The 3,691-nt window shown below is 72.6% G+C and carries 4 protein-coding genes and 2 pseudogenes; all 6 read left to right on the forward strand.

Features of this window, described 5'->3' with window-relative positions; genetic code table 11:
- Positions 1-19: 19 nt before the first annotated feature.
- Positions 20-1,324: pseudogene (locus tag AC08ON_RS04360) on the forward strand (beta-ketoacyl reductase); the annotation flags it as partial.
- Positions 1,325-1,398: 74 nt separating this feature from the next.
- Positions 1,399-2,238: a beta-ketoacyl [acyl carrier protein] synthase domain-containing protein gene (locus tag AC08ON_RS04365; RefSeq protein WP_476606486.1), complete on the forward strand. Its 840-nt coding sequence runs from the start codon at positions 1,399-1,401 to the stop codon at positions 2,236-2,238.
- 36 nt (positions 2,239-2,274) lie between these two features.
- Positions 2,275-2,529, forward strand: coding sequence for a hypothetical protein (locus AC08ON_RS04370; protein ID WP_476616499.1), 255 nt, complete (start codon positions 2,275-2,277; stop codon positions 2,527-2,529).
- Positions 2,526-3,014 carry a hotdog family protein gene (locus AC08ON_RS04375; protein WP_476606484.1) on the forward strand — a complete coding sequence of 163 codons (489 nt, stop codon included), beginning with the start codon at positions 2,526-2,528 and terminating at the stop codon, positions 3,012-3,014. The genes AC08ON_RS04370 and AC08ON_RS04375 overlap by 4 nt, the downstream gene beginning before the upstream one ends.
- Positions 2,939-3,310: pseudogene (locus tag AC08ON_RS04380) on the forward strand (polyketide synthase dehydratase domain-containing protein); the annotation flags it as partial. The gene AC08ON_RS04375 and the pseudogene AC08ON_RS04380, both read left to right, overlap by 76 nt.
- A gap of 155 nt (positions 3,311-3,465) precedes the next feature.
- Positions 3,466-3,691: acyl carrier protein (locus tag AC08ON_RS04385; RefSeq protein WP_476616500.1), on the forward strand; the 226-nt coding region annotated here is incomplete at its 3' end.

The raw sequence follows: 3,691 nt of genomic DNA on the forward strand, positions 1-3,691 counted from the left end.
TGCTCGGCCCGGACCGGGTATACGTTGTGTCCGCGGGGGGACACGTGGCCTCGGCGCCCTCGTTGCCGACCACCTGGTCGAGCGCGGCGCACGGCGCCTCGCGATCCTCGGCAGGCACCAGCCCGAGCCCGCCACGCGGCGGGCCAGGGAACTGTCGGCGGCGCAAACGAGGCTCGATGCGCGCGGCGTCCGGGTGCTGAGGTACTTCGGGCCGCTGACCGCCGACGGCGGCATCGCCGAGTTCCTGGACGAGGTGCGCGGCACGCTCGGGCCGATCGCGGGCGTGGTGCACTGCGCAGGCCGGGCCCGGCGCCGGCCGGCCAGCTTCGTCTCGCTCGACCTGGCCGAGATCGCCGAGGTCTGGGAGCCGAAGGCGGCCGGGTTCGACACTCTTGCAGGGCTCTGCGAAAAGGACCGGCTGGAGTTCTTCATCTCCTTCTCCTCGGTCTCGGCGGCCCTGCCGAGGCTGGCGGCAGGCGTCGCCGACTACGCGGCCGCCAACGCGTACCTGGACTACGCGGCGGGCGACCACCGCTTCCGCGGCGTCGACTGGCCGGTATGGAGCGAGAGCGGTGCGGCCGCGGGCGGCGTCGCGGCGGGTGAGTCGATCACCGACGCGCAGGGGCTCGCGGTGCTGGACCACGTGATCGCGACGGCGCCGCGCGGGCCGGTACTGGTCACCGTCGGCGCGCAGCCGCCCGCCGCCGACGCCCTCACCGTGAACACCCGCGAGCCGCGACCGGCTCCGGATCCGATGCCGCTCGCGGCTCTGTCTCCAGCCGCCGCCGCACCGTCCTTCTGGCTTGCCGAGCTTTTCGGGGCGGCCCTGCATGTCCCCGCAGCCGAGCTCGACCCAGACATCGGCTTCGCGGAGCTCGGCGTCGAGTCGGTCCTGCTCGCCGAGATCGTCGCCAAGCTTGAGGAGCGGCTTGGGCGCAGCGTCAATCCGGCCGTGCTGCTCGACCACCCCACCCTCAACGAGCTCTCCGGCGCACTGGACCTCGGCGCCGAGGAGGGCCCGTCGCGCGCCGCCGCACCCACGCCCCGGGCGATGACGACGGACCGGCGTATCGCCGTCGTCGGCATCGGCATCGGCTGCCGCTTCCCCGGCACCGAGGGCGTCGACCGGTTCTGGGAGCTGCTGCGCGCGGGGGAGTGCGCGGTCCGCGAGGTGCCGCCGTCGCGCTGGAGCGTCGAGGAGTTCTACGACCCGAACGGAGGCCCCGGCCGCACGCCGAGCCGCTGGGGCGGGTTCGTCGACGGCGTCGAGGACTTCGACCCCGAATACTTCGGCATGACCGACGACCAGGCGCGCGCCATGGACCCGGCCGTCCGGCCGTCGCCGCACTCTGCGACGCCGGTTACCGTGCCGAGGAACTGGCCGGTCGGCGCGTCGGCGTGTACCTCGGGGCGCGGATGTCGGACTACCGCCGCAGGCTCTCGGCCGAGGAACGGGCGCGCTCGCTGGGCGGGGACCAGAACTTCATCGCGGCGTGGCTCGCCCACCACTTCGACCTGCACGGACCGAACCTCGTCGTGGACAGCGCCTGCTCCTCCTCGCTGGTGAGCGTGGAGCTGGCCTGTCAGAGCCTGCTCGACGGCAGCAGCGAGCTCGTGCTGGCCGGCGGTGTCCAGGTGCTGCTCGACGAGGAGCCCTACCTGGACTTCGGCGCGGCCGGGGCGCTCTCCCCGCGTGGGCAGTGCGCGGGCTTCGGCAGCGGGGCCGATGGCTTCGTGCCGGGTGAGGGCTGCGGGCTGCTGTTGCTCAGGCCACTGACGGATGCGCTGCGCGACGGCGACCGCATCCACGGAGTCATCGACGCGGTGGCGGTCGGCAACGACGGCCGGACGATGGGCCTCACGACGCCGAATCCGGTGGCACAGGCCGACGTTGTGCGCCGCGCGTTGGCTGCCTCGGGCCACTCGGCCTCAGCCATCGGCCTGATCGAGGCGCACGGCACGGCGACCCGGATCGGCGATCCGATGGAGCTGCGGGCGCTGGAGACGGTGTGGGCCGAGGATGAAGCGACCAGGGGCCGCGTTGGCACCTGTGGGCTGGGCACGGTGAAGTCCAACCTTGGCCACCTGTTCAGCGCCGCGGGCGTGGCCGGGCTCATCAAGGCCCTGCTGGCTGTGCGGCACGCGCAGGTCCCGCCGACGCTTTTCTGCGAAAAGCCGCACCCGCGCTGCAGCTTCGAACGCTCGGTCTTCGCCCCCGCCCAGACGTTGCGCCCGTGACCGAAGCAGACAGAAAGTGCCCCGCGCGTCGCCGGAGTGAGCGCGTTCGGTCTGGGCGGCACGAATGCCCACGCGGTGGTCAGCTCGCCCCCCGAGCGTGGCCTGGCGGCGGTGATCCGCGAACCGCTGCCGCCGCCGCGGTTCAACCGCCGACGCCTCTGGCGTGAGCGTACGGAATCGTCAGCCCCCGCGCCCGCGGCGCCGTCCCGCATCCTCGCATCCCTGCTCGACATCTCCTTCAGCCCGTCGCCGCGCGCCGCGGCCGTCTCAGCCTCCGGGGAGGACGCGTGACCCTCATCGACGGCATGCCGAGCTCGATCAGCGCGCGGGTGGAGCTGTCGCCCGAGGACTTCGTGATGGCGAACCACCGCGTCCACGGCGTCTCGGTACTCCCCGGCGTCGCGCTGCTCGACCTCATCTACCGCGTGCTCATCGACCGCGGCGTCGACCCGGCCCGCGCCGAGCTGCGCGGGGTGCTGTTCACCGAGGCGATCACCACCCGGCCCGGCCACGGCCGCAAGATCGAGGTCGAGATAACCGTGCCGGACGACGGCGGGTCGCCATCTCCAGCCGGTGGCTGCGCGACGGCGTCCCGCACGGTCGGCGGCACGACCACGCCACCGCGACACTGCTCCTCGGCCCGGCGGGCGCCTCCGACGCGCATCGACCCAACGCCGACCTTGCCACGCTGCTGGCCCGCATCCCGGCCACCGGCTCGACGGAGGAACTCTACCGCCGCGCCCGGGCGGAGCAGATCGTGCACGGCCTGCCGATGAAGTGCGTGGGCGAACTGCGTCAGAGCCCTGAGGGCGTGCTGCTCGCGCGGCTGGAGCTCGACGCGTCGACCCGCGAGCACGAGGACGACTTCTTCCTCCACCCGGCGAAGATGGACGCCTCCACGCTCGCCGGTTTCGGACAGACCCTCGCCTCGGGTCAGGACCCGTTCATCCCCGTGTACATCGAGCGGTTCCGTGCCCCGCGCCAGGTCGGGCACGTCAGCTACGTCCACGCTCCGCGACCCGAGACGCTCTCCGACTCAGGCGAGGTGCTGCGGGGTGACTACGGGGTCTACGACACTGACGGGCGCCTGCTCGTCGAGGTCGTCGGCATGGTCTGCAAGCGCATCCGTCACCCCGACCTGATCACCCGGCCGACGAGGCCGACGAGGACGACGAGGACGACGACGCGCCTCGGCCGACCGGCACCGCCGCGACCGAGGCCGACGTCGTGGACCTGGTCCGCTCGCTGGTCGCGAAAGCTCTCGGGGTGGACCCCGCCGCCGTCGACACGTGTACCGGTTTCTACGATCTCGGCCTGGATTCCGTGGTCCTGTTGGATCTCAGCCGGCTCCTGGAAGCCCACGTCGACGATCAGCTCTACCCGACGTTGCTGTTCGAGTACAGCGATATCCGCTCGTTGTCCCGCCACCTGCACCGCACCTACACCGTGCGGA

Source organism: Frankia sp. CoWAU3 (assembly GCF_977971855.1).